Below are 25,074 nucleotides of genomic sequence, written 5' to 3'. Positions count from 1 at the left end.
GACTTACTAAATACTTTCTTAGCTTATAAGAAACACCGGGCATAGCCCCGCCCGAATCTGACTAACTTAGGTATTTATATAACTACCTATATTATGGATTATGTCGACTAGCAGAGTGGTAATTTTGAAATGATTGTTGTGATACCGCTTCAACCAATAAAGAAAAAGATTAGGAGAGAATCCCTTCTCCTAATCTAATCCTTTCATATATTCAAACAAATTCATCTGATACGTCATATCATCTTTTTTTACGGTATTTTGAACCGTTATGCCAAGCAAACGGACAGGCGTGCCGTTCCAATGATCTTCTAACAAACGCTCGCTATAAAAATAAATATCTGTAGCATTTTCAATATATTGATTTATTTTAGTTCTTCTGGTGATTGTTTTTCTGTCATTGTATCGAATCGTTAGCTGAATGGTATTACCTAAAGCAGATTTACGCCTTAACCGCTTCGTCACACTTTCTGCCAACTGATGTAACTGTGCTGATAATGCGTCATAATCCGCGATATCTTGTGGAAATGTTTTGGAAGTACCAATGCTTTTAAAACTGCTCGCACGCTCTGGATCGACAGGACGTGGATCTTCCCCTAATGCTCTTGTTTTTAACTTTTCTCCATTTACACCTAACATACTCTTTAGCATCATGGTATCGGTTTCGACTAGATCCTCGATTGTGTTGATCTCATAACGTCGTAATTTCTCTGCAGTTTTTATACCGATACCATACATTTCATCAATAGGTAATGGCCACAATTTAGATGCTACATCTCTTTTTCGTAAAATCGTAATGCCATTTGGCTTCTTCATATCCGATGCCATTTTTGCTAGAAATTTATTAGGAGCAATACCAATACTACAGGGTAACTGTAAGTCATTCGCTACATGCTGTTGCACGGCTTCGGCAATCTCAATCGGACTTCCTATATCATAGCTATCGGTTATGTCCATAAATGCTTCATCGATTGAAACCGGTTCGACGTATGGTGTATAATCTTCTAAAATTCGAAATAATTGGCTCGAAACTTCTCGATAACGTGGGAAATTCGGCCGTTTCACAATCAAATCAGGGCATCGTTTTTTTGCTTCCCATAATGACATCGTGGTCTTTACACCTTTACTTCGTGCTTCATAACTGCTTGTAACGATGATACCTTTTCGCTCATCAGGATTACCCGCTATAGCTAATGGCTTGCCTTTTAACTCCGGATGATCAACGATTTCGACAGAGGCATAGAAGCTATTCATGTCAACGTGTAAAATCACCCGGCCGTTTTTGGGATACCATGCTTTCATGTAATCACACTCATTTTGATAATTGCTTTACAATTTCATACATATACAATGGAACTTCCTTTAAACTGGCAATACTGATTCGTTCATTTTTCGTATGAATATTTTCATAGCCGACTGCTAAATTAACGGTTGGAATGCCTTTACCGGACAGATGATTCGCATCACTTCCCCCACCACTCACTTTCAATGCAGACTTTTTACCAAGAGCAGATGCAGCTTTTATTGCTACTTGAACAACTTGATCATTTTCATCAAATTGATAATTTGGGTACATATGCTTTATCTCAATGTCTACTTCTCCACCCATATTCGCTGTACTTTCGTTTAGCGCAGTGCACATTGCTTCCACCTGTTTTTCTAGTTTGTCCTTCGACAATGATCGAGCTTCTGCAATTAACAAGACTCGGTCACACACCACATTTGTAGGACCTTTTCCCTCAAAGCTACCTACATTGGCAGTCGTTTCTTCATCAATGCGACCCAACGGCATTTTTGTGATAGCTTTTGCAGTCATACTGATCGCAGACACTCCTTTTTCCGGTTGAACACCAGCATGAGCTGCTTTACCTTTGATAGTTGCAAATAGTTTTGCTTGTGAAGGTGCTGCTGTAATAATGGATCCAACTTCTCCGTCACTGTCGAGAGCATAGCCAAAAGAAACTGGTAATTGCGACTCATCAAAGTATTGTGAACCTACAAGTCCTGATTCTTCCCCGCTCATAATGGCAAAATAAATGTCGCCATGTACCAGAGGCTGTTCTTTCAACAGATGGATAAGCTCAACTATCGCAGTAATCCCTACTTTATCATCTGCACCTAATACTGTAGTCCCATCTGAATAAATGAATTCGTCTTTGATCACAGGCTTGATTGCTTCTCCTGGTACAACTGTATCCATATGTGCAGTGAAATAAATCGCTGGGATGTCAGAATCAGTTCCTTGGAGGCGGGCAATAATGTTCCCAGCTTGATGCCCTGTTTGTTTATGGGTATTATCTTCTTTCACCTCTAAACCTAACTGTTCGAATAATTGCAGTAAATAATCTGCTATCTTACGTTCTTTCGTTGTTTCTGAATCGATTTGAACTAGTTCAATAAATTGTTTGACTATTCTATCTTGATTGTTCATTTGCTAACTCCTTTTTTGTGAAATCTTCACTTGTCCTATTCTATAATTACATGTAAAATATATGTTAGTATCGCCCATAAAGGAGGATTTTAGTATGGCTTCAAAACGTGAAAAAAGAACAAAAATTATCGTATATATAATGATTGTAGCTATGATCTTATCTACTTTTACTGCTGGATTGGCAATGTTTATTAATTAAAGAAGAATGAAATCAATTTTGACTCTTTGAAATGTGTATAGCAATGAATACCACACAGGAAAAGACACCCAGTTCAGTTGGGTGTCTTTTCACACTTTATACTTCCTCACAGTATTCCTCAAATAATCCCTGTAGCTTGTTCACGACCTCTACAGGGCTGTGACCTTCAATTTCATGTCGCTCCACCATTTTAATGATATGACCATCTTTCAATAAAGCGAAGGAAGGTGATGAAGGCTGATATCCTTCAAAGTATTGTCGAGCTAATTCCGTTGCTTCTCGATCCTGACCAGCAAAAACAGTTACTAATTGATCTGGTCTTTTGTCATAATGTACTGCACTAGCAGCTGCAGGACGTGCTACTCCGCCCGCGCAACCACAGGTAGAATTCACCATCACTAATGTCGTTCCTTTTTTACTTAATGCTTCTTGTACTTGCTCTGGTGTTTTAAGTTCATCGTATCCCGCCTGGGTAATTTCATTACGTGCGGACTCGACGATATCACCCATAAATAAATTGAAATCCATATATATCAACCCTCTCTTAATAAAGTAATTCTCCCACCTTAGGTTTCGAAACCCTTTCGATAGACATCAGTCTCCTAGTCCTCCTACTAACTTTCATTTCCAGTAGAGAGTTCTTACAGACGATGACTACCATGATAAAATTAATTCTCTGTTCATAATATCAACAAAAGTCGTTATTTTCAAACAACTGAACTTTTTTGTTTCACGTGTGGTAAAGCCATTTTAAAGGTGGTACCGTTGTGATCACTTTTGTAAATAGAAATAGACCCATTATGATTTTCAATAATTCTTCTTACTACATTCAAACCTAGACCGGTACCACTGTCTTTAGATGTTGAAAAAGGCTCGAATAAACTTTGTCTGATTGTATCCGGAATGCCGGAACCGGTATCACGAATATAGATGACATATTGGTTAAACTCAAGCGTACTTTCAATTATTATCGTTCCATTATCGCCAATCGCATCTTTACTGTTTTGGAGCAGATTCAGAAATACTTGCTTCAACTGTTTCTGATCAGCTAGAATATACTCTTCCGCAATTTCAGTAACTAAGTTAATATTTTTTGCTTCTAAGGAACTATACATTAAAGGCAATAATTCTTGTAGAAGTTCCGAAAGTAATACCATTTCTTTTTCCGGCTTTTTATGATTCGACATAAGAAGCATTTGTTCCACGATGGAATATAATCGATCGATTTCTTTCATCATCAAGTGGAAATGATATTTTTCAGCTTCCTCATTAGACATAGACTCTTTCATCAGTGTCAGAAAACCATGGATAACAGTCAACGGATTTCTGATTTCATGAGCTGAACTTGCAGCCATTTCCCCGACTAGCGCGAGCTTCTCTGACTGCACAATTTGATTTTCAAGCATCTCAGATTCCGTAATATTTACAAAATAGAGAATCTTCCCTGTTGTTTGACGATCTAAATCTTTGAGATTCGTATGTGACGCCAGCAGAACATATTCTTCGTTACGACTAGTAAATTGAAACTTTTGATTATGAACGACTTTATTGGACAATAGCATATTTAATATAGGGTACTGCTTTTGTTTTTCGATTAAATCACGATCCGATATCATATCTTGATCAAATTCGAACAAATAGCGTGCACAGGAGTTTACCCAATAAGTCTTTTCATTATAATCATTTGTAATAATACCGATAGGCAACGAATTTAATATTTGTTCATGTTTAATTTTGTCAGACATAATCTGATGAAATGATTGCTGTAACCTCATCGACATACGGTTGATTGAATTGGCCAAGCTTTTAAATTCGACTTGAACAAAATCTGTTACGGTCTCTCCATAACTCCCGTTGGAGATATTATCAACTTTCGCAACCATTTTCTCAATTGGATTGGTAATACTTCTGCTAAGTCTATAAGAAAAATAGATCGCAAGTAGAATTCCTATAATGGTAAGTATAATTAAAAAATATAATGATTGCTCAATTATTTCTGGATATGTATTCGTATTCTTTTGTAAGGCATTTAATTCCTCGTTTCGTTGTGCAAGCAGTCGCTCGCTCAAATCTTCCAATGCAGGTAAATATTCCTGTTGGAGTACATTTTCTGCCGCTTCTGTATCGTTATATTGTAATAATCCGAAAACTTTATTCGTAATGATAAATTCAAGTAACATAAGTTCGGTATGTAACCCTTCTGCTTTTTCGGTAGTTTTTAGTACTTGACTCAATTCTTCACTTTCTGAACTGCTGCTGTACTGTTGAAATTCCTGTTGAAAGTCATTTTGAAAACCATTCTCTATACTTTTTAATACGATTTGTTTTTTAATGGCTAATTCTTTCTCCCATTGGTTATACCAGACTATCTCCGGAATGTTTTCATTTTGAATTGTGTTAGACACTGAACTGACTTTCTCAATCGATTGAATGAGCAGCAGTGAAAAGCCACTGAATATTACAATCGCAACGAGGAGAATGCATAACAGCTTATTCCGAAGTGAGAAGTTGTTAAAGAACGTTATCATTCGGTATATCTCCTATCATCGTTTGACCTTATTAATAAGGGATCTCTACATCTGTTACAGTTTGCATTTGTTCAATCTCATACTCCGTGAACATCGGTCCGAGTGGAGCAAGACCATAGACCCCATCACTCTCATTCAGCATTTTTTTACTGTGAGGCAATCCTTTCTCGCTTAGATAGTCTTTTATAATTGCATTGTAAGCCATTGGAACATCATTTGTAACACTGGTAAGCATAAGTTCTTCTGCCATATATGATTGATCTTCCAAATAGCCGATTAAATAAATTCCCTGTTCTTTGGCGTAATTAATAACCGCTTGATTATAGCTGTTACCCTTCGTATAGATCACATCAACGCCAGAATCAATTAATGATGCTGCTACTTCTTTCGCTTTTTGTTTATTTGTTCGTTCAGGTACCAATTTATAGGTTAGAGAAACGTCAGGATTAATCTTTTCTACACCGTCAGGAAAACCCCAGTCTTTATGATAATTATCTACCGCGTCAATTATTGCTATTCTATTTGTTTCGGTTTTCATAGCTGCCGCCATTCCCGCAACAACTTCAACTTCATTCTGATTAAACGTATATACAGAAAGATTCTCACCTGTAGATTGCCCATGAATTGTTGCAAACTGTACATCTTTGTATTGATTCATCAAGCGGTAAAATGGTTCAGAAAACTCCCTGCCATGTCCAATAATCAACTGATAGCCTTTGTTAACATATGTCTTTACCAAATCTGCGGTATCTTTATTTTCGTTCACACTACCTATTACTTCAGCGGAAATGTTATATTCGTCTTCAATTAATATTTTTCCTTTATATGCCAATCCACCCCAGCTTTGATCGTTCAAATTATCGGAAGTGAGTATGAGTACTTTAGCATCCTTTTTGGCAGAGGCATTTAAATTTTCTAAAATATGAGAAGCCTTAAAAATGAGAAAAATAATAAAAATAGATGAGACAATTAATGTAAAGGCAATGATGTATTTTAGTTGTTTGTTTGTCCCCATAAAACATCTCCCTTAGTAAATACTGACAATATTATTATACATAAAAAGACAAGTTTTGAACATACTTTTCCAATTTTCTTTCGAATTCGACAAAATTTTTACCTGATACTTGGAATATTGATAAGATAGACAAGCATATAGTTAAAAGACAGAGGTTAAAAAGGAGGATATTTCGGTGATCAGTAATTTGTGGGCAGAGTTGGACTGGATCAGTTTGTTGCAAGTAATATCAATTGATATTATTTTGTCAGGTGATAACGCACTTATTATTGCCATGGCGACGAAGAATTTGAACAAAAGGCACCAAAACAAAGCAATATTATTTGGAGTTGCGGGGGCTATTTTGCTTCGTATTACTTTTGCGAGCGGAATTATTTTCTTGCTTAAATTTCCGCTAATCTATTTGATTGGTGGTATATTATTAATTTGGATAGGATACAAGATTCTGTTAAAAGAAGAAGAAGCACAAGATATCGCTTCCCACCAATCCTTGTATAAAGCTGTGATGACCATTATTATTGCGGATGTGATCATGAGCTTGGACAATGTTGTTGCGATAGCCGGCGCTTCGAAAGGAAGTGTCACCCTGCTAGCCTTAGGTGTAATGGTAAGTATTCCATTAATGATTTTCGGTGCCAAATTCATTGTATTGTTATTGAAGAAATATCCATTTCTCATGTATATCGGTTCGGCTATTTTAGTGTACACCGGTGTTGATATGATGATTCATGAACCTTTCGTGTTTAACTTTTTTCAATTACAATCCGGCATGATAACTATTATTCTAAGTTTCATCCTAACCATTGGTGTTGTCGTATCTGCCTATGTTTCCAACAACGAAAACTATTCCGGCAGTCATTAAAACTACTTAACAACAGAATTCTTGTGTACAATTGGAACATTCCATTTCCACTTTACTGCCAACATTCGAATAGTAGCTGTAACAATTAAACAAATATACAAGCTAATACTTGGCGTGACAAATTCATACATTAGAATCAAACTGATTGAGCCGGCAATCGATGCAATCCCGTAGATCTCTTTGCGAAATACGAGTGGTATTTCACGCACAAAAACATCACGCAGCACCCCGCCGCCAATACCTGTGACAAGACCCATTGCAACAATCAGGAATGGCTCCGAGTAATCCAAAGAGATGGCAGCATTGGCTCCAACAGCGGTAAACACCCCTAGACCAATTGCATCGGAAAATACAATGGCGTGTTCAAATCTATTTAACTTGTCAAAAAATAGTATAGTGATCAAGCACGCTAATAAACTAACCAAGAAATATTGCGGATCCGCTAAATTAGTAGGTGGAATATTACCGATCATAATATCGCGGATGACTCCACCTGCTAAAGCTGTGGTTAAACCAAGTAAGATGACTCCAAAAATATCTAAATTATTCTTTATTGCAATTAATGCACCAGAAATAGCAAATGCAATGGTACCTATATATACAAATGTTTCAATCAATAACATGGGTTACCCTCCATTTCGTGATGTAGAAAATAACTTGCATCTCCTCATCCACATCGTTTCGAACTTCTCAAAGAACCATTGAAGTACGACACCTTGCATAATCACACCAAAAAATGAGGTAATTGTCAATACGACGATGGTAGGAAAATGTTCTATCGTATCCATACTTCCAGCAAAAATAAACAAATGTTTGAATACGGCAGCAAATGACGCACTAAGATAGCTTAATTGATTTTCCATTTTCCAAATAAACACAGCTTCCAAGCTAAGCAAAATCGGTATAAGTGCAAAAAAAAGGACAAGTGTAATATTGGATAACTTCTTCAAATAAGGTGAAATATAATATTTCGTAATCGTTTTGATACGAAACAGGTATAATAATCTTACAATTCTGGCAACTTGAAAAAACTGGTCAAACGGGATAACAGCAATCAACAGAAATGGATTTTGTTTTACAAACTGCCACTTTTGTTCTGCCATTATAATCCGTACAATATAATCTACTAAAAAGATCAGCCAGACAATCAGATTGATGACCGAATTAATTTCATTCTCTGCCCATAACGTCAAAATGGTAACCATGACCAGCACGATCATGATCAAATCATATATCACTTTCGTAACACGTTGCATACTCATCACCAATTCAGAATAAGTAAAGGGAAACCTGCAGTTTTTAATCGTAGGTTTCCCTTGCTTTTATTAGTATACTGTTTTTCGCAGAAAATGGGAACAGTTTTTTTACCATCTATCCCAAGAATGATAAAGATATTAATATCCAAATTTCTATCATACCTACTATATTCTTCTGTGAGCATAATCGGTATGACAGGTTGTCTAGTATATAGGCGTTGTGTCGCTCGAAATATTTTCCAATATCGCTTTGACATGGGACATGAAGGCGCCGCAAATAACACCATCCAGCACACGATGATCCAGTGATAAACAAAGATTCACCATGTCTCGGGCCGCAAACATATCATCAATAATAACCGGTCGTTTCACAATCGACTCGACTTGCAAAATAGCAGATTGCGGATAGTTAATTACACCCATCGATTCCACTGATCCAAATGAGCCTGTGTTATTGACAGTAAAGGTACCACCCTCCATGTCTTCTTGTGTCAATGTATTCGTTCTTGCTTTCTGGGAAAGCTGTGCAATTTCCTTCGCAATCCCTTTGATACTTTTTTCATCTACATTTTTAATGACTGGTACATATAGTTCATGTTCATGCGCTACCGCAATCGATAAATTGATGTCGTTACGCTGGATTATTTTCTCTCCTGCCCAGCAACTGTTTAACTCAGGGAATTTCTTCAATGCTTTAGCCACCGCATTTAAAAAGAAAGCAAAATATGATAAGTTATACCCTTCATTTTCCCTGAATCTGTCTTTTTCGGCATTACGATAAGCTACAAGGTTCGTTACATCCACTTCAATCATCATCCATGCATGTGGAATTTCTGTTTTAGAGCGCACCATATTCTGAGCAATCGTTCTCCGCAGACCCGTTACTGGAATTTCTTTGTCACCTGGGTTGGCCTCCACTTGCTTTCTGCGGATAATTGGTGGTGTGAATTCCTCGTCTGATTGCTCTGATTGGTTTGTTGGCTCTTCTTTCACAGGATTTGATACCTCTTTGTTTGATGCTCCATCCGCGATAACCTTCTCGATATCTTTTCTCGTGATGCGGCCACCTTTTCCTGTACCGTTAACGGTATTTAAATCAATCTGATTTTCTTGAGCTAAACGCATCACAACTGGTGAATACCGTTGCTTCATATCAGACGAGGCAGATGAAGGTTCATTCTTCTGTGCTGATGCAGTTTCTGGCTGAGCAGCCTGTTCTGTCTGGGTTCCTTCTACTTCTATGTAGCACATCAGCTGCCCTACTTCGATTGTTTGTCCTTCTTCTGCCACCAGATCTTGAATCACCCCTGAATAGGAAGATGGCACTTCTGCATTTACTTTATCTGTCATGACTTCTGCGATAGGATCGTATTTTTCAATATAATCGCCTGGTTTCACAAGCCAGGTACTTACAGTCCCTTCCGTGACACTTTCCCCAAGCTGGGGCATATTAATTCGTTGGACCGTCACACTACTCACTCCTTCTTAAAATTCTGCCAGCTCTCGAATGGCATGTTCGATTTTGTCGGCATTCATCATAAATTCCTTCTCCAATGGCGGTGCGTATGGCATTGCTGGTACATCCGGTCCAGCTAACCGTTTAATTGGAGCATCTAGATCAAATAAGCAATGCTCACTAATAATAGCAGCTACTTCACCAATAATGCTTCCCTCTTTGTTATCTTCTGTAACGAGCAATACTTTTCCAGTTTTGGATGCTGCCCGCTTAATCGTTTCTTGATCTAGTGGATATACAGTTCTCAAATCAACAATCTCTGTAGAAATACCTTCCTGTTCCAGTTTTTCAGCAGCTTGTTTCGCAAAATGGACACATAAGCCATAAGTTATGACAGTGACATCTTCTCCCTCACGTTTGATGTCTGCTTTACCGATCTCAACAGTATAATCTTCTTCCGGTACTTCCTCTTTCAGTAGCCGATAAGCACGTTTATGTTCTAAAAACAATACCGGATCATCATCACGGATCGCTGCCTTTAATAAACCTTTTACATCATACGGGCTTGAAGGCATGACAATTTTCAGTCCAGGCTGATTAGCAAAAATCGCTTCAATAGACTGTGAATGATACAATGCCCCATGGACGCCGCCACCATATGGAGCTCTGATGGTTATCGGGCAATCCCAATCGTTGTTCGATCTGTACCTTATTTTCGCTGCTTCCGAAATAATTTGATTAACTGCCGGTAATATAAAATCGGCAAATTGCATTTCCGCAACCGGACGCATACCGTACATCGCTGCACCGATCCCTACTCCTGCAATGGCAGATTCTGCGAGTGGTGTGTCAATGACACGCTCTTCCCCAAACTGATCGTACAAACCAGCAGTAGCAAGAAATACTCCTCCTCGCTTTCCTACATCTTCCCCTAGTACAAAAACCTTGTCGTTTTGTTCCATTTCTTCTTTCAAAGCCAGATTCACAGCTTGAATATATGTCATTACAGCCATCAGTTAGCCCCCTTTTCATGATAGACATAGCGTTCTAGTGTAGATGCGTCTGCATATGGTGCGTTTTCTGCGTATTCAGTCGCTTCATTGATTTCGTTTTTGATGGATGATTCGATCTCTTCTTCTAATGCTTCCGTTAAAAATCCTTGTTCTACCAGGTGTTTTTTGAAGACAGCAAGACCATCTTTTGTTTTTTCTTCCGTTACTTCTTCTTTTGTTCGATATGTCATGTCATCGTCATCACTAGAGTGTGGTGTTAAGCGATAAGAAACAGCTTCAACCAGTGTTGGCCCCTCGCCATTAATAGCACGGTCCCGTGCTTCTTTCACTGCTTCGTATACAGCAAATGCATCGTTACCATCGACTTTAATACCTTTCATTCCATAACCGACGGCACGATCAGAGATATTGTCACAAGCTACCTGCTTATGAAGCGGCACACTAATCGCATATTTGTTGTTTTCTACCATAAAAATAGCTGGCAATTTATGGACTCCTGCAAAATTCAACCCTTCATGAAAATCACCTTGGTTAGATGATCCTTCCCCTAAAGTGACGAAAGATACCGCTGGCTTTTTCTCCATTTTACTGGCTAGAGCAAAGCCAGTTGCATGTGGTACCTGAGTCGTTACCGGTGATGAGCCTGTTACAATTCGATTTTTCTTCTGACTAAAGTGACTTGGCATTTGACGACCGCCTGAGTTCGGGTCTTCTGCTTTAGCGTAAGCCTGCAGGAATATTTCCTTTGTTGTCATTCCGAAGTGAACAACTACTCCTAAGTCCCGGTAATATGGCAATGCATAATCTTGTTCTTTATCCAAAGCAAAAGATGCTGCAATTTGCATCACTTCTTGACCTTGACAGGATACAACGAACGGGATGCTTCCTGAACGATTTAGCAGCCACATTCTTTCATCAATTCTTCTTGCTAATAACATTTCCCGATACATATTTAATAATGTTTCTTTATCGGACTTAATATCGACTGTTTGATTAACCATGAATTTTCCTCCCTTGTACTGCTTGTGCAGCTTCTCCAAAAATTTCACCCACGGATGGATGCGGGTACATAACCTCTGACAATTCTAGTGCTGAACTATCAAAGTACTTTGCGATACTTGCTTGTCCTATTAATTCGGTTACGTGTTCACCTAATAAATGGATGCCTAATATATCATCTGTTTTTGTATCTATTATTATTTTCATAAAACCATCCGTATGACCATTCACATGTGCTTTTCCAATGGCTTGAAGTGATATTTTTTCTGTTTGGTAATCATAACCTTTTTGCTTTACTTCCTGTTCCGTAAATCCTATCATCGCTACTTCCGGATTGCTGTATATGCAAGAAGGTATTTCCTGATCAGATAATGTACTGGTTGTAACATCCGCAATGTGTTCCACCGCTTTTTTTCCTTCGTAAGTGGCAACGTGAGCAAGTTGTCTGCCACCTATAACATCCCCAATTGCATAAATGTGACTTTCCTCTGTTTGAAAATCTTGATTTACACTTATAAAACCTTTTTGATCCACTTGGATATCTGTGTTTTCAAGCCCTATTTTGTAGGTATTCGCCTTTCTTCCTACTGCCAGCAATAGTTTATCTGCTGTCATTTGATGTATTTGATCCTTTTTCTGATACTGAACCTGTAATTTCGTCGCTTCTGTCTTCGTTGCACTTTCAATCTTTGCTTGCTCTACAATAGTGATTCCTTTTTTCTCAAGAGATCGTTTCAACTGCTTCGTTATCTCTTGATCAAACATTGGCAAAATGTGTTCCTGTGCTTCCAGAATGGTCACTTCAACCCCTGCATCATGTAGAAAAGAGGCCCATTCGATTCCGATCACACCACCGCCAACGATAACAATTGAAGCAGGTAATTCAGTTAAATTGACTAAGTCATCTGACGTGAGAATATCTTCGTGATCAGATTTGATAGAAGGCAGTACAGCTGGGGAAGAACCTGTAGCAATAACCACATTCTTTGGAATTAAAAGATCATTCTCTCGATCATCATCATACTCAACAGAAATCGTCCCTGCTATTGGTGAAAAAATTGAAGGACCTAAAATTCGTCCATATCCTTCGTAAACATCTATTCGATTAGTTTTCATCAAATGTGTTACACCCTCATGTAAAGAAGCTACTATGTTGTCTTTCCGCTCGATTGCTTGCATGAGATTAAATGTCGGTTCAGAGGTTTCCACACCAAATGTTGCGGCAGATTTAACTTGTTGAAAAACGGACGCACTTTTCAGTAATGCTTTCGTAGGAATACAACCTTTATGCAGACAAGTGCCGCCTAACGCCTCTTTTTCCACTACAGCTGTCTTCAGGCCGAGCTGAACGGCCCGGATTGCCGTCATATAACCTCCCGTCCCGCCACCTAGGATAACCAGATCATAATTATGAGCCATTTTTGCCATTCCTTCCTTTATCATAATGCTTTATTGTTTCTTTCCCGTTTAATACACGTAATGTCCCCTGCGCTAAGGCAAGCATGACATTCTCACCTGGGAATACATATGTATCAGCAATCCAACTGACCTGCTGAATAATTTTTTCATTCAAATATGGATAAGCAGCCAAATCACCTGTTAAGGCAATTGCGTTCACATTACCCGATAACACAGTACTCATCTTACCAATCTCTTTTGCAATTTGAAAACCTAATATATCAAATACTTCTTCGACTTTCTCTGGTGATGTATGCCATAACCAATCGAGATCCGCTTTGCGTTCGATACCCAAATACGATTTCAGTCCACTTTGGTAGATAATTTTATCCTGGATTGCTCCCTTTGATAAACCTGATTCAAAACAGAGATCTATCAAGCTTTTATTAGGAATCGATCCAGCTCTTTCAAAAGATAAAGGACCGTCACCATCAAAACCATTATTCACATCAATCACTTGACCATATTGATGCGCCCCTACCGTGACACCACCACCGATATGTGCAATGATCAGGCAGAGATCCTCATAATTTGCCTGTAACTGTCTTGCTAATGATCTTGCCACTGATTTTTGATTCAATGCATGAAAAATACTTTTACGTTCGATTGATGGTACTCCGGTTTTTCTGGCAATGTCAAACATTTCATCTACCACAACCGGATCAACGATATAGGCTTGTAAGTTCCAGTCCTGCGCTATTTCATCTGCAAGTAACGCACCTAGATTGGATACATGATCCCCATTTATTTGATTGTTGAGGTCATCAATCATCTGTTGATTGATCTGATAAGTACCGCCTTCTATTGGTCGTAACAGGCCACCACGCCCACAAACAGCATCAAAGTGAGCAATATTAAATCCTACTGTTTGAATGGTATCGGTTATGTCCTTTTTTCGATCTTTCAACTGCTGGAGAGTTTCCAGGTCATACTGTTCGTTTAGCAATGGAATCATTTTATCATAAAGGCATTCTTCATTTTCATAAACGGCAATTCTTGTTCCTTCGACTAATGGATTAATAACTAATATACGAAAGAGTTCTGACGTCATGAATTTGCACCTCTTTCCATATTATATTTTTCCATTTTATAATATAAATTGCGCACAGATACACCTAGCTCTCTAGCTGTCTTAGACTTATTAAACTGATTCTGTTTAAGTGCAGAGAAAATATAATCTTTTTCAAATTGATCAATTGCTTCCTGTAAGCTTCTGTTCTGGAATGTGACTGATGGAACTGGGGAATCGATATCTGCTTGCTCCAACTGATCCAACGTAAGTACCTCAGTCCCAAAACTAACACGCAAGACTTGTTTTTCCAACGTTCGTTCCAGCTGCATGACGTTTCCTGGCCAATCCTGCTTTATCCAATGCGTGAGCAGATGATCATCGATAGCAGATACATTTTTTTGATATTTTTGATTCAACATATTTATTATTGACATAATAAGTGGTTGAAAATCCTCGCTTCTCTCCTTAAGATTAGGCAAGACCATGACATATCTTTGCAACATATCATAGAGACCATCAAGCCAGTCAGTTGCATGGATGGCTGTGGCAGTACCGAATATTATTCGGATATGGTGCTGCTTGGTCATTATTTCTAACAGTTGTTCTTGTCTGTCCTGAGTCAACTTTGAATCCATATATATATAATAAGTACCTTTTTGTTTAATAGGCAGTTTTTTTGTTATAGCGTTTTGCAATTCAGAAAAACGAATAAAATAAAACGGATAGTCTCTCCATTCACTTAAATCATGTATCGCTCGTGCCATCATTTGCTTACCTGTTCCCACTTCCCCTTTAATCATAATCGGGGTATGCATTTTGGCATATAGCTTTGCTTGCTCCTTTGCTATATTCATTGCAGGGGAAACAGCAATGATATCCGACATTCGATAAGAGGATTCCAGTTTACGAATCAATTGTCGTGCAATTGTTAACTCTTCATCCGTCTCCTGCTCACTGCTCTTATTAACAAATTGCATACAGCCTGCTATTTTCCCATGATTCCACAAAGGCTTGCAGATAATTTCTAAAGATCCGCCCCTGTTAGAGGAAACTTGTACACGGTCTGATATTTCTCGTCTTGCATTGATAGCTTTTGTAGCTAGCAGATCCACCCACTGTTTTTCTTTCTTACTTAATTGTTGCCATTTTTGACTAACAAACCACTCCGTCTTATCTGGCATAACTACTCGAAAATCATAATGATGATGTTTCATACTTTCTTCAATAATACTTTCAAGCATCTTTTTGTCAGTAAACTCACGTACCTGTTTATCAAAAGTATGTAGAGACTCAAACATTAAGATGATACCCATTAATGTCCCTTGTTCGCTAAAAAATGGGCGATAAACAGATAGTACTTTTTGTTGATTAATTTTTATCGTATCAATCGATTCAACATGTTGATGGAGTTGCTTCACATTGATCGTAGCTGGATGATCAATGATTTCAGACAAGGACTGCAGATCGTTGTCATTGGCTAACTCGCATAATTCTCGCGCCATTGCATTGGCAAATTCGATGCGATCGTCTTTATTGATTAACATAATACCCACTGGCAATTGCTGCAACACATGATCATATTTCATTGACGTAATTGAAGCTATTTTCATCACACCTTGCATTATTTTTCATGCTTCTAGTGTATAATTTCTTGCAAGATATTGCAAGATAAAGCTATTTTCAATTATCGAGCTTTTTTGCTATACTTTAAGTATTTCCACACTATAGGAGGAAACCTTTTGAGACTGATTGCGTTATTGTTACTAGTCTTACCAGCTGTTTTGGCAACATATGGTATTAAATTAATGAGAGATGCCTTCTTCGGTGAATTGAATCTCCTCTTTTTTCATATTGTGATTCAATTTATTATCGGACTTGTTCTTTTTGTCGGCGGTTTATATTTTATTGGTGGTTTTATCCTGCATCGCGATAAAAAACGACAATTAAATAAAGGCGGCAAGCGTAACAGATATTCTTCTTAATGAATATCTGTTTTTTTATGTTCAGCTGAATCAATCGCGCCTAACCTTGAAAAAGTAAGTGTGCTCATAAGACGATTTATATAAATGTAGTTATGTTGACATACAGTATATGCTAGCTCTTCGAAGTTAGTTTGAATCGAGCGATTTTTGTTGTTGCAAATTACTAGCGGTTACAGTATTATTGAATGAGAATGATTTTCATTTTCGGAGGTGCAAGGTATGAAAGATATATATGATGTCACGATAATCGGCGGAGGCCCTGCAGGATTATTTGCCTCTTTTTACAGCGGTCTACGTGACCTAAAGACAAAAATAATTGAATACCAGCCATACTTAGGCGGTAAGGTTCATGTCTATCCTGAAAAAATGATCTGGGATGTAGGTGGTCAACCACCGATCAGTGGTGGTGATTTTATAAAGCAAATCGTACAACAAGCTCATACTTTCTCTCCAACTGTTGCCTTAGATACAAAGGTTACCGATATTCGTAAAGAAGAAGACTATTTTATCTTAAGCACTAATAAAGAAACACATTATTCCAAAACCGTTATCGTAGCTATTGGTGGCGGAATATTAAATCCGCAAAAACTTAAATTGGATGGAATCGATAAGTTTGAGGTAACGAATCTCCATTACATAGTTCCATCGTTGCAGCAATTTAAGCACAAACGAGTGTTGATTTCAGGTGGTGGTAATGCAGCCGTTGACTGGGCAAATGAATTAGAGCCAATTGCTGAAAAAGTCATTCTCGTTTATCGTAGTGAACAATTAAAAGGACATGAGGCAGAAGTTAACAAAGTCTTATCTAGTTCCATAGAAATACATTTGGACACAACAATTGAAAAATTAGTAAGCGAACAAGACAATGACCATATCAGCAAAGCATTATTATACAATAAAAAACACCAAACTGAGCAGTGGCATGAGATAGACGAAGTAATCATTAACCACGGTTATGTCATTGATCGTTCCCTGTTTGAAAATAGTTCGATCAATATCGCATTGGATGAATACCAATTAATTCAAGGTAACACAGACAGTTCTACGAATATTCCCGGCATCTATGCTGCTGGGGATATACTGAAACACGAGAGCAAATTACATTTAATTGCTGGATGCTTTCAAGATGCTTGTAATGCAGTGAATAAAGCAAAGCAATTTATTGATCCTTCGTCCCATGAAAGTGCCATGGTATCCTCTCATAACGAGAAATTTAAAACAAAAAATAAAGAGCTTCTAAAAACACAAAAAATACTTGACTAAGAATTAGTCAAGTATTTTTCCATTATTCGAAAAACATACGATATAGTGCTCTAACAGAATCATTTACTTTGTCTGCTTTAATTCCAAACATCATGGAAACTTCAGAAGACCCTTGGTTCATCATTTCAATGTTGACATCTGCCTGATGAAACGCATGCGTTGCCTTATCTGCTAAGCCTACTGTACTGTCCATTCCCTCGCCAACAACCATGATCAAGGCAAGATCACGTTCAACGCTGACAGTGTCTGGATCTAACTCTCTTTTAATTCTGGTAATAACACGTTCTTCTTTTTCAGGAGTCATGTTAGACTCTCGGATAATGACAGATATATCATCAATACCAGAAGGCGTGTGCTCAAATGAGATATCTTCATCTTCTAAAATCGTTAACAGCTTACGACCAAACCCTAACTCACGGTTCATTAAGTATTTACTAACATAGATACTGATAAATCCTGTATCACTGGCGATACCCACTACTGGATTCGGTTGTGGTTCCTTTTTCGATACAATAATCGTTCCCATTGCTTTCGGATTGTTCGTATTTTTAATACAAACTGGAATGTCTGCTTTAAATGCTGGAATCAATGCTTCATCGTGAAAAACAGAGAATCCTGCGTAAGACAATTCACGCATCTCTTTATACGTTAAGGATGTGATCTGTTTTGGATTGTCCACAATTGTCGGGTTCACACAATAAACAGAGTCTACATCTGTAAAGTTTTCATATAAATCCGCTTTTACCCCTGCAGCAACAATAGATCCTGTTATATCAGATCCTCCACGTGAAAAAGTTATTAATTTACCTGCTTTGGAATAACCAAAAAATCCAGGAATTACGACGATCTCTGTACGCCCTCTTAACTGATACAAATGATCATAGCTTTCTTCAAGCACTTGTGCGCCTCCAGGATGATCACTTACAAAAATTCCTGCTTGCTGTGGATTTAAGTATGTTGCTTCAATCCCTAACGATTGTAAATAAGCACTCAAAACCTTTGCAAGGGAATCCTCGCCTGTAGCTTTTAATGCATCCATCTTTAAAGCATCACTATCTTCAGAATGCAATACACCTTCTACCCCATCTTTAATTTCCTTGATGATCTGGTCAGATAAGTTTAACTCATTTGTTATCGATTGAAACCGCTCTAATACTGCTTGTAATTTTTGGTCGTACGGTTGCTTATTAAAGAATGCTTCCCCAAGCTCAATAAGCATGTCTGTTACTTTAATATCATCTGAAAATCGTTTACCTGGTGCTGATACGACGATAACTTTTCTATCTTTATCGTCTTGAATAATAGATGCTACTTTCTGTAATTGCTCAGCATTTGCTACTGAACTTCCTCCAAATTTAGCTACTTTCATGTTTAACCTCTCCATTAATTATTTTGCTACCATAAAAATATTATCATACTTTTGTCTGAATTGTTAAACAAAATAAGCATCTAAAAGCAAAAATATCGGAGAATATCAGCGCTTGAATGTATACAATGGTACATTTATTAAAATTCAAGACGAGAGACTGTCAAATAAGCATTGAGCGTATTTGAGTCTGTTGGATTAGTTCGCAATAAACATTTGCGTCCAGTAATTTCCATCTTTTACATAGCCTACACCTATATGTGTATATTTTTCATTTAGAATGTTAGCGCGATGGCCACTTGAGTTCATCCATGCTTGCACAACTTGATATGCTGTATTTTGGCCTTTCGCAATATTCTCTCCTGCAGATGAATATGAAATACCGAAATTCTGCATCATCGTAAATGGTGAACCATATGTTGGACTTGTATGGCTAAAATATTGGTTTTGCAGCATATCCTGCGATTTGTATCGTGCTACACGAGATAGTTCCCAATCGGCTCGCAGGCTAGGAAGACCATTTTTCTCTCTTTCCTCATTCGTATATTGGATAACTTGATGCTCGATTTTTTTAATTTCATCGATCGTCGGAATCGTAATTTGTTGGTTTGGATAAATTAAATCAGGATTTGTGATTTGTTCATTTGCTTCAATGATTTCGGATAATCCTTTCTGATATTTGACAGCAATTTCCACAAACTGTCACCGGGTTGCACAGTATAAGTACTGGCTGCAAATACAGTTTGCATCGGCAATAAAAATAACACAACGAATAATAGCACAAATAATACTCTTCTCACGTTCAACAGTCCTCTCCAAATTTATACGTGTTTAAATTGTCCAACCTGCAGGAAACTATATATAAATAGTTGGAAATACATATTGATCATGATAAAGTATTTATATAACGCTAAAAATGGAGGGTAACACGTTGGACTGGAGATTCTGGGAAGCTATCACGTATGAGGATTATATTAATATCGGCATTAGTATCGGCGTCATATTTCTGGCTATCCTTTTACGAAAATTGTTTATTAAATACATTTTTTACTTGTTTTTAAAGTTATCCAATAAAGGAAAAACGGAACTGCTTAATCATGCCTTAAAAGCATTCGAACACCCATTGCGTTTCTTATTTGTCATAATAGGTGTTTACATCGCCATTCATTATTTTCCGTACATCGATGCAAACAAGGATATCTATAAACATTTATTGAAGATATCGATCATACTCGCTATTTCTTCATGGCTGTTTAACCTGTCATCAAGCACGTCACTTTTGTTCATGAAAATAAGTAATAAATTAAATTTTGAAATGGATTCTATACTAATTCCATTCTTATCCAAAGCAGTACGAGTAATTATCGTAATGATCAGTATCAGTATTATTGCAGAGGAATTCGGGTATAACGTCAGTGGATTTGTAGCAGGCTTAGGTTTAGGTGGACTAGCATTTGCACTCGCTGCCCAGGAAGTAATCAAAAACTTGTTTGGCGGTGTCGTGATTATTACCGAGAAACCATTTACAATTGGAGATTGGATCCAGTCACCCAGTATTGAAGGAGTTGTAGAGGATATTAATTTCCGAAGTACCATCATTCGAACCTTTGCTGATTCACTCATTACCATACCGAACTCAACTTTATCAAATGAACCGATTACAAACTGGAGTGAAATGAACAAAAGAAGAATATTCTTCAATCTTGGAGTAGAATACAGCACATCTAAAGAGAAAATTCAGCATGTCATTCATGAAATTCAAGAATATTTGGAGAATAATGAGGACGTACACCAAGAGACCATATTTGTCCGGTTTACCGAATATAATCACAGCAGCCTTGATATTATGCTCTATTTTTTCACGAAGTCGATTGTTTGGGATGAATATTTAACAGTAAAACAAAATGTTAATTATAAAATAATGGAGATCTTAGAAGAGGCAGATGTATCTGTTGCATTCCCCTCTCGTTCAGTATATTTTGAACAAGGCAGTATGCACAATATGCATACTTTACAAGACGATGAACAATAATTGTGAAACCCCCGAATATAATTCGGGGGTTTCATTATATTAGTTAGCTAGCACGATGTTCTAAGCGTAATCGGTCTGCAACCATTGCGATAAATTCTGAGTTAGTCGGTTTTGCTTTGGATACACTGACCGTATAGCCGAACAGGGATGATATAGAATCCATGTTTCCTCTGCTCCAAGCTACTTCAATAGCATGACGAATGGCACGTTCTACTCTCGAAGCAGTTGTGTTAAATTTTGTTGCAATATCTGGATATAGAACTTTGGTGATCGATCCTAATAATTCAATGTCTTTGTACACCATTGTAATTGCTTCGCGTAAATACATATAGCCTTTAATATGAGCAGGTACACCGATCTCATGAATGATATGCGTAATACTTGCTTCTAAATCAAACCTTTTGCTGTTTGTCACTGAAGATCTTTTATCATTATGTACAGAGGTTTGGATACCATGTACTTGCCTGATTTGTTCCGCAAGGTGTTCTAAATCAAATGGTTTCAAAATAAAATATGACGCACCTAAACCGACAGCTTTTTTCGTCACTTCTTCCTGTCCGAAAGCCGTGAGCATGATCACATTTATGTGCTTGGTACGTTCATTTTGTTTTAATTTAGATAGTACGGCTAAACCATCAATATGAGGCATAATAATATCTAATATAATTACATCCGGATTAACCTCTTCTACATAATCCAGGCATTCTTTTCCATTATATGCTCTCCCAACCACAGCAATATCATCCTGATCCTCTAAATAATCATTCATTAAATCAACAAGTTCACGGTTGTCATCCACCAACATTACATTCGAATTCTTCACAAAAAGTTCCTCCTTCACCTTATGCTAACTATTTTGACCTTAATTAATACTTTCGACAAAAGGAATAGAATTCCTTCTTTTCGTTCAAAAAATATACAAAATTTCGTTCTACACGGTTTGTCGAAAAATCTTTGTTTTTAGTTTAGCAAAAGATCAGATAACCTGCAACCATTATTTTCCTAGTGACTAATAATGTAAAAGAAACAGCTAAAATAGCTGTTTCTTTTCTACGCTAACTTGCTTTTCTGTTCTCTGATTTATAAATATCTATTCCTGCTTCGTTCAGCATCCATTCAATATGAACGCCATAACCACTTGTAGGATCATTGACAAATACATGTGTAACCGCACCAATTATTTTTCCATTCTGAATGATGGGACTACCGCTCATACCTTGTACTATTCCACCAGTAGTATCTAATAAACGTTTATCTGTTATTTCTAATATTAGCCCTTTTGTTGCGGGTGCAGATTGATTAACAGCATTTACAATCTCCACGTCAAATGCTTCCACTTTTTCTTTATTAATAACCGTTAAAATTTTAGCCGGTCCTTCTTCCACTTCATTCGGTAAGGCTATTGGCATTGGTTTCGCCCAGTTGTCGCCTTTTAATGGTTCATGGAGGGTTCCAAAGATACCGAACGGAGAGTTTTTCGTAATATCACCCATCTCTGTTCCATCTAATACGAAATCGGCACGTTTTTCACCTGGAACGCCATGCTCACCTTTTTTAATATCAGTGATTTGCGATCTTACAATGCTTCCATTATCAATTTTTACTGGCTCTCTTGTATCCATATCTGAAATAATATGTCCAAGTGCGCCATATTTTTTTGAATCTGAATGGTAAAAAGTCATTGTTCCGATTCCTGCTGCAGAATCACGGATATAAACGCCTATTCGATAGTCTTCTTCTTTGACATCATATTGCGGCGTTAACTCTGTATCAATCGTTTTACCACCACGTTTTAGCTCTACATCTAATGATTCATGCTGTTCCCCAGCTTTCTTCACAATAGGAGCAACTTCTTGCATTTTCGTAATTTTTTTATCGTTAATGGAGATAATATTATCCCCTACTTGAATATTGGCATCTTCGCCTGGAGAACTGGTTCCTTCCTCCGTGGTCACAAGATGATGTCCTACAACCAGAACACCTTGTGTTTGCAGGTTTATACCGATCGATTGACCACCAGGAATAAGACGGAAATCATCGTACACTTCCACATCCACTTTTTTGACCGGAACATTGGCAAATGTATAGGTAACTTCATCTTGACCGCTCTCTTCAAGCGAGTAATTCATTAAGTCTGTAGCATATTGAACGGCATCATCGTTCATTGCTGATATTGAAATGTCATCACCTAATGTAGGTAAAGACACTGCATTTGACTGTGTAAAAGTTTTGATTTGGTTCGGGATGGAGAGGTATATCTGAAATGGTGAATACCATGGGAGTACAAATAATATGACAAGGAGTATTAATCCTATACATTTTCTTACGTAGTTATTCTTCATTGGTTTTGACCCTCCTTGTTTTACAGACTGTTTTTGATCTGTATCATTAATTTGACCTTAAGGAGGGCTTTTTAAACCCGTTAAACATAACAAAATCGGGTGAACTTTTCCACTTCAAGAAATGATTATTCGGAATATTATTTATGTTTGTGATTCATCTCGATAAGTTCGCGTGCATGTGTTTTGGATGCAGTTGTTAATTCTTCTCCGGTTATCATTTTACCTATTTCATCTATTCGTTGTTCAAAGCTTAGTTCTTGCAATGTTGTATGGGTACGATTATTTTCTACAATCTTTTCTATTCTTAAATGCGTATCGGCAATTGAGGCAACCTGAGGTAAATGGGTGATACAAAGTACTTGGGAACCACTGGATATGTTATGAATTTTCTCAGCCATTGATTGCGCAACACGGCCACTTACACCGGTATCAACTTCGTCAAAAATAACACTCGTAATGCCTTGGTGCTTTGAGAAAATATTTTTTAAAGCAAGCATGATCCGAGACATTTCCCCACCTGATGCAATACGGTCTAAATCCTTGACAGGTTCTCCTGGATTCGTAGAAATTAAAAATCTTGCCTGGTCGATCCCATGGGGATGTGGCGTAACTTTTTTGCCTTCGAATGAAATACCATTTTCACGACTAGGTATAGAGATATCTACTTCAAACGCAGTTTTATCCATATATAAATCCTTTAGTTCCGCTAAAACTGCTTTTTCTAACTGTTTAGCTGCTTTTTTTCTCAGCAGATACAATTCTTTTGCCTCTAGTAATAAATCATGAGCTGCTTCCTGTAACATATTAGAAAGATTCTCAAGATGCTGATCCCGATGTGTGATCTCATCCAATTCTTCTTCAATTTTTGCGCTGTACGTCATAATTTCTTCCACTGATTGCCCATATTTACGCTTCAGCTGATCGATTTCATGTAAACGGGATTCAATCACTTCTAAGCGACCTGGTTCATAATCCATACTTTCAAGTTGTTGCCGTATTTGGTATGAGATCTCTTCCATTAAATAATAATGATCAATATAATCTTGATGCATTTTTTTAACGGCTTGATGATGTTCTCCAGCTTCCTCAAGATGATTGGCTGCATGTGACATCCAATCCAGACCGCGTTGTTCTCCATGAAGAGCATTATACGCATCATTTAAATTGCTGTGGATTTTCTCAAAATGCTGTAATTCATTTCGTTCTTCTGTCAGAAGTTGATCTTCATCTGGCTGCAAATCAGCATTTTGGATTTCTTTTAATTGAAAATCCAATAAATCCATACGCTGAGCCAATTCTTGTTCATTTTTGTTACTTGCCTCATACTTATCTTTCAGCTGTTTCCAATGATTATACAGGTGTTGATAGGATTTTTTGAAATCTGGATGACTCGATTGATGAAAAAAGTCTAACAGTTCCAAGTGCTTCTCTTTATTTAATAATGCCTGTGTTTCATGCTGACTATGGATATCAAGAACACTTTGTCCTATCTCTTTTAAAATGGCTAATGTCGTTAGTTTACCGTTGATACGGCATATGCTCTTGCCTGAATGAGAAATAGTTCGATGAATAACAAGCATTTGGTCCTCATTGATATCAATTCCTAATTCTTTTGTTTTCTGGTAAACAGGGTGTCTACGGTCTTCTATAATAAAAAGCCCTTCTAATTCTGCTTTTTTCTCACCATGACGTACATATTCAACCGATCCTCTTCCACCAATCAGTAAACCAAGCGCATCAATAATAATGGATTTACCAGCACCAGTCTCTCCGGTTAAAACTGTCAATCCAGATTGAAACGATATGGATAATTGCTCTATTATCGCAAAATTTTTTATCGATAATTCCGTTAACATCTACCCA

General features: G+C 37.5%; 22 protein-coding genes and 1 pseudogene. 5 read left to right on the top strand and 18 right to left on the bottom strand.

Going from position 1 to position 25,074, the window contains the following annotated elements; genetic code table 11:
- Positions 1-189: 189 nt before the first annotated feature.
- Both MUN88_RS15810 and MUN88_RS15805 read right to left on the bottom strand, forming a co-directional pair.
- The gene (locus MUN88_RS15810) at positions 190-1,299 is read right to left on the bottom strand and encodes a DNA polymerase IV (RefSeq protein WP_244716737.1); all 1,110 of its coding nucleotides are present in this window, start codon (positions 1,297-1,299) and stop codon (positions 190-192) included.
- A gap of 10 nt (positions 1,300-1,309) precedes the next feature.
- Positions 1,310-2,428 carry a M20/M25/M40 family metallo-hydrolase gene (locus MUN88_RS15805; RefSeq protein ID WP_244716735.1) on the bottom strand — a complete coding sequence of 373 codons (1,119 nt, stop codon included), beginning with the start codon at positions 2,426-2,428 and terminating at the stop codon, positions 1,310-1,312.
- A 94-nt stretch (positions 2,429-2,522) separates the two neighbouring features.
- Here MUN88_RS15805 and prli42 point away from each other — a divergent pair, with 94 nt between their 5' ends.
- On the top strand, positions 2,523-2,627 hold the full coding sequence (gene prli42, locus MUN88_RS15800) for a stressosome-associated protein Prli42 (RefSeq protein ID WP_244716733.1): 105 nt from the start codon (positions 2,523-2,525) through the stop codon (positions 2,625-2,627).
- A 96-nt stretch (positions 2,628-2,723) separates the two neighbouring features.
- Here prli42 and MUN88_RS15795 read toward each other — a convergent pair whose 3' ends face one another.
- The 3 genes from MUN88_RS15795 to MUN88_RS15785 all read right to left on the bottom strand — a co-directional run bounded on the left by MUN88_RS15795 (position 2,724) and on the right by MUN88_RS15785 (position 6,170).
- A complete protein-coding gene (locus MUN88_RS15795; protein WP_244724572.1) occupies positions 2,724-3,161 on the bottom strand; it encodes a BrxA/BrxB family bacilliredoxin in 438 nt (145 codons plus the stop codon).
- A gap of 173 nt (positions 3,162-3,334) precedes the next feature.
- A complete protein-coding gene (locus MUN88_RS15790) occupies positions 3,335-5,155 on the bottom strand; it encodes a sensor histidine kinase (protein ID WP_244716731.1) in 1,821 nt (606 codons plus the stop codon).
- A gap of 31 nt (positions 5,156-5,186) precedes the next feature.
- The gene (locus MUN88_RS15785) at positions 5,187-6,170 is read right to left on the bottom strand and encodes a BMP family ABC transporter substrate-binding protein (RefSeq protein ID WP_244716729.1); all 984 of its coding nucleotides are present in this window, start codon (positions 6,168-6,170) and stop codon (positions 5,187-5,189) included.
- Positions 6,171-6,345: 175 nt separating this feature from the next.
- Here MUN88_RS15785 and MUN88_RS15780 point away from each other — a divergent pair, with 175 nt between their 5' ends.
- Entirely contained in the window at positions 6,346-7,032 is a 687-nt protein-coding gene (locus MUN88_RS15780) for a TerC family protein (RefSeq protein WP_244716727.1), read from the top strand.
- 2 nt (positions 7,033-7,034) lie between these two features.
- Here the strand turns inward: MUN88_RS15780 and MUN88_RS15775 are convergent, their stop codons facing one another.
- The 8 genes from MUN88_RS15775 to MUN88_RS15740 all read right to left on the bottom strand — a co-directional run bounded on the left by MUN88_RS15775 (position 7,035) and on the right by MUN88_RS15740 (position 15,836).
- Positions 7,035-7,655 (bottom strand): trimeric intracellular cation channel family protein, encoded by a 621-nt coding sequence (locus MUN88_RS15775; protein WP_244716725.1) that lies wholly within the window; start codon positions 7,653-7,655, stop codon positions 7,035-7,037.
- Between the two features lie 3 nt (positions 7,656-7,658).
- Positions 7,659-8,288 (bottom strand): transporter, encoded by a 630-nt coding sequence (locus tag MUN88_RS15770; protein ID WP_244716723.1) that lies wholly within the window; start codon positions 8,286-8,288, stop codon positions 7,659-7,661.
- A gap of 204 nt (positions 8,289-8,492) precedes the next feature.
- A complete protein-coding gene (locus tag MUN88_RS15765) occupies positions 8,493-9,758 on the bottom strand; it encodes a dihydrolipoamide acetyltransferase family protein (RefSeq protein WP_244716721.1) in 1,266 nt (421 codons plus the stop codon).
- Between the two features lie 15 nt (positions 9,759-9,773).
- Positions 9,774-10,757: an alpha-ketoacid dehydrogenase subunit beta gene (locus tag MUN88_RS15760; RefSeq protein ID WP_244716719.1), complete on the bottom strand. Its 984-nt coding sequence runs from the start codon at positions 10,755-10,757 to the stop codon at positions 9,774-9,776.
- Positions 10,757-11,758, bottom strand: coding sequence for a thiamine pyrophosphate-dependent dehydrogenase E1 component subunit alpha (locus tag MUN88_RS15755; protein ID WP_244716717.1), 1,002 nt, complete (start codon positions 11,756-11,758; stop codon positions 10,757-10,759). The genes MUN88_RS15760 and MUN88_RS15755 overlap by 1 nt, the downstream gene beginning before the upstream one ends.
- The gene (gene lpdA, locus MUN88_RS15750; RefSeq protein WP_244716715.1) at positions 11,751-13,175 is read right to left on the bottom strand and encodes a dihydrolipoyl dehydrogenase; all 1,425 of its coding nucleotides are present in this window, start codon (positions 13,173-13,175) and stop codon (positions 11,751-11,753) included. Before lpdA ends, MUN88_RS15755 begins: the two co-directional genes overlap by 8 nt.
- Positions 13,165-14,265, bottom strand: coding sequence for a butyrate kinase (gene buk / locus MUN88_RS15745; RefSeq protein ID WP_244716714.1), 1,101 nt, complete (start codon positions 14,263-14,265; stop codon positions 13,165-13,167). Before buk ends, lpdA begins: the two co-directional genes overlap by 11 nt.
- Positions 14,262-15,836 (bottom strand): helix-turn-helix domain-containing protein, encoded by a 1,575-nt coding sequence (locus tag MUN88_RS15740; protein ID WP_244716712.1) that lies wholly within the window; start codon positions 15,834-15,836, stop codon positions 14,262-14,264. Before MUN88_RS15740 ends, buk begins: the two co-directional genes overlap by 4 nt.
- Before the next feature lie 129 nt (positions 15,837-15,965).
- Between MUN88_RS15740 and MUN88_RS15735 the strand changes: the two genes are divergently transcribed.
- Complete coding sequence (locus MUN88_RS15735) at positions 15,966-16,208, top strand: DUF2627 family protein (protein ID WP_244716710.1); 243 nt, start codon at positions 15,966-15,968, stop codon at positions 16,206-16,208.
- Between the two features lie 219 nt (positions 16,209-16,427).
- Positions 16,428-17,471 (top strand): NAD(P)/FAD-dependent oxidoreductase, encoded by a 1,044-nt coding sequence (locus MUN88_RS15730; protein ID WP_244716708.1) that lies wholly within the window; start codon positions 16,428-16,430, stop codon positions 17,469-17,471.
- A gap of 22 nt (positions 17,472-17,493) precedes the next feature.
- Here MUN88_RS15730 and MUN88_RS15725 read toward each other — a convergent pair whose 3' ends face one another.
- Together MUN88_RS15725 and safA are read right to left on the bottom strand one after the other, a co-directional pair.
- Positions 17,494-18,840 (bottom strand): aspartate kinase, encoded by a 1,347-nt coding sequence (locus tag MUN88_RS15725; protein ID WP_244716706.1) that lies wholly within the window; start codon positions 18,838-18,840, stop codon positions 17,494-17,496.
- Positions 18,841-19,035: 195 nt separating this feature from the next.
- Positions 19,036-19,586, bottom strand: a pseudogene (safA, locus tag MUN88_RS15720) (SafA/ExsA family spore coat assembly protein).
- Positions 19,587-19,768: 182 nt separating this feature from the next.
- Between safA and MUN88_RS15715 the strand changes: the two are divergent.
- Positions 19,769-20,869: a mechanosensitive ion channel family protein gene (locus tag MUN88_RS15715; RefSeq protein ID WP_244716704.1), complete on the top strand. Its 1,101-nt coding sequence runs from the start codon at positions 19,769-19,771 to the stop codon at positions 20,867-20,869.
- Positions 20,870-20,912: 43 nt separating this feature from the next.
- On the opposite strand, the gene spo0A is transcribed toward MUN88_RS15715, so the two are convergent.
- The 3 genes from spo0A to recN all read right to left on the bottom strand — a co-directional run bounded on the left by spo0A (position 20,913) and on the right by recN (position 25,067).
- Positions 20,913-21,692: a sporulation transcription factor Spo0A gene (gene spo0A / locus MUN88_RS15710; protein WP_244716702.1), complete on the bottom strand. Its 780-nt coding sequence runs from the start codon at positions 21,690-21,692 to the stop codon at positions 20,913-20,915.
- Between the two features lie 232 nt (positions 21,693-21,924).
- A complete protein-coding gene (gene spoIVB, locus MUN88_RS15705) occupies positions 21,925-23,211 on the bottom strand; it encodes a SpoIVB peptidase (RefSeq protein WP_244716700.1) in 1,287 nt (428 codons plus the stop codon).
- Positions 23,212-23,348: 137 nt separating this feature from the next.
- Positions 23,349-25,067, bottom strand: a complete 1,719-nt coding sequence (recN, locus tag MUN88_RS15700; protein ID WP_244716698.1) for a DNA repair protein RecN — start codon at positions 25,065-25,067, stop codon at positions 23,349-23,351.
- Between the last annotated feature and the right edge of the window lie 7 nt (positions 25,068-25,074).

It is taken from the genome of Gracilibacillus caseinilyticus, assembly GCF_022919115.1.
Classification (GTDB): domain Bacteria; phylum Bacillota; class Bacilli; order Bacillales; family Amphibacillaceae; genus Gracilibacillus; species Gracilibacillus caseinilyticus.
This window is presented reverse-complemented; position numbering and strand designations above follow the sequence as displayed.

Excerpts from the sequence above, each read along its gene's own strand:
- MUN88_RS15775 (WP_244716725.1), bottom strand. The coding sequence starts at position 7,655 with ATGTTATTGATTGAAACATTTGTATATATAGGTACCATTGCATTTGCT.
- MUN88_RS15740 (WP_244716712.1), bottom strand. The coding sequence starts at position 15,836 with ATGAAAATAGCTTCAATTACGTCAATGAAATATGATCATGTGTTGCAG.
- MUN88_RS15790 (WP_244716731.1), bottom strand. The coding sequence starts at position 5,155 with ATGATAACGTTCTTTAACAACTTCTCACTTCGGAATAAGCTGTTATGC.
- MUN88_RS15770 (WP_244716723.1), bottom strand. The coding sequence starts at position 8,288 with ATGCAACGTGTTACGAAAGTGATATATGATTTGATCATGATCGTGCTG.
- MUN88_RS15725 (WP_244716706.1), bottom strand. The coding sequence starts at position 18,840 with ATGAAAGTAGCTAAATTTGGAGGAAGTTCAGTAGCAAATGCTGAGCAA.
- MUN88_RS15730 (WP_244716708.1), top strand. The coding sequence starts at position 16,428 with ATGAAAGATATATATGATGTCACGATAATCGGCGGAGGCCCTGCAGGA.
- MUN88_RS15810 (WP_244716737.1), bottom strand. The coding sequence starts at position 1,299 with ATGAAAGCATGGTATCCCAAAAACGGCCGGGTGATTTTACACGTTGAC.
- lpdA (WP_244716715.1), bottom strand. The coding sequence starts at position 13,175 with ATGGCTCATAATTATGATCTGGTTATCCTAGGTGGCGGGACGGGAGGT.
- MUN88_RS15755 (WP_244716717.1), bottom strand. The coding sequence starts at position 11,758 with ATGGTTAATCAAACAGTCGATATTAAGTCCGATAAAGAAACATTATTA.
- MUN88_RS15805 (WP_244716735.1), bottom strand. The coding sequence starts at position 2,428 with ATGAACAATCAAGATAGAATAGTCAAACAATTTATTGAACTAGTTCAA.
- buk (WP_244716714.1), bottom strand. The coding sequence starts at position 14,265 with ATGACGTCAGAACTCTTTCGTATATTAGTTATTAATCCATTAGTCGAA.
- MUN88_RS15760 (WP_244716719.1), bottom strand. The coding sequence starts at position 10,757 with ATGGCTGTAATGACATATATTCAAGCTGTGAATCTGGCTTTGAAAGAA.
- prli42 (WP_244716733.1), top strand. The coding sequence starts at position 2,523 with ATGGCTTCAAAACGTGAAAAAAGAACAAAAATTATCGTATATATAATG.
- spoIVB (WP_244716700.1), bottom strand. The coding sequence starts at position 23,211 with ATGAAGAATAACTACGTAAGAAAATGTATAGGATTAATACTCCTTGTC.
- recN (WP_244716698.1), bottom strand. The coding sequence starts at position 25,067 with ATGTTAACGGAATTATCGATAAAAAATTTTGCGATAATAGAGCAATTA.
- MUN88_RS15785 (WP_244716729.1), bottom strand. The coding sequence starts at position 6,170 with ATGGGGACAAACAAACAACTAAAATACATCATTGCCTTTACATTAATT.